Consider the following 836-nt stretch of genomic DNA (forward strand, 5'->3'; position numbering starts at 1 on the left):
GCCGAAATCAGGATCGTCTCCCGGCGCGGTGAAATCCGGTCCCGGGTGGAAACCCGCGGGCGCAACCGCATGCCGCCGGGCGTGATCTTCGTGCCCTGGTTCGATGCCAGCCAGTTGATCAACAAGGTCACGCTTGACGCCACCGATCCCATCTCCAAACAGACGGATTTCAAGAAATGCGCAGTCAAGATCGTTCCAGCCGTCTGAGCTTTGGTTCCTTTCGAATCGTAGCCACGGCCTTTGCGGTCGCGTTCATGGCGACGCTTGCCGCAGCCCAGATGGTCCCGCAATTGTCGGGCCCGCCGCAGGCCATGGAGACGGTGCCCGCCCGCCCGATGCCCAAGTGGAACGTGGATGACATACGCAAGATGCGGGCATACCCCGATCAGCCTCCGGTCATTCCGCACTCGATCGAAGGCTATCAGTTGTCGGTCAACACGAACCGCTGTCTTTCCTGTCACAAGCGGGAGTTCACGGAAGGGGCGGGCGCACCGATGATCAGCGTCACCCACTACATGACGCGGGAGGGACAGATGCTCGCGGACGTTTCGCCGCGCCGCTATTTCTGCACGGCCTGCCATGTTCCGCAGGCGGAAGTGAATCCGCTCGTCGGCAACACGTTCCGGGACATGAGCCAGATGGGTGTCGAGCATCTGGGGGGCAAATAGGGTGATGGGACGGATAAAAAATCTTGCGGCGTGGATATGGAAGATCCTCAGCACGCCGGCGGGCACTCTGAGCCTTGCCTTCCTGACGCTTGGCGGTTTCGTCGGCGGGGTGATCTTCTGGGGCGCGTTCAATACCGCGCTGGAGCTGACCAATACGGAGAAGTTCTG

Annotated in this window: 3 protein-coding genes; all 3 read left to right on the forward strand. The window is 61.2% G+C overall.

What is annotated here, in order from left to right; all coding sequences use genetic code 11:
• The coding region (locus tag ABK249_RS33835; protein ID WP_348864929.1) for a molybdopterin dinucleotide binding domain-containing protein at positions 1 to 207 on the forward strand (207 nt) is incomplete at its 5' end.
• Positions 177 to 668, forward strand: a complete 492-nt coding sequence (locus tag ABK249_RS33840) for a nitrate reductase cytochrome c-type subunit (RefSeq protein ID WP_210057270.1) — start codon at positions 177 to 179, stop codon at positions 666 to 668. The genes ABK249_RS33835 and ABK249_RS33840, both read left to right, overlap by 31 nt.
• A gap of 4 nt (positions 669 to 672) precedes the next feature.
• Positions 673 to 836 (forward strand): NapC/NirT family cytochrome c (locus tag ABK249_RS33845; RefSeq protein ID WP_348864930.1); only part of this gene is annotated, 164 nt, incomplete at its 3' end.

It is taken from the genome of Neorhizobium phenanthreniclasticum (assembly GCF_040066075.1).
GTDB classification, from domain to species: Bacteria; Pseudomonadota; Alphaproteobacteria; order Rhizobiales; family Rhizobiaceae; genus Neorhizobium; species Neorhizobium petrolearium.

Bases quoted from the DNA above. Each gene is read 5' to 3' on its own strand.
- ABK249_RS33840 (WP_210057270.1), top strand. From the start codon at position 177: ATGCGCAGTCAAGATCGTTCCAGCCGTCTGAGCTTTGGTTCCTTTCGA.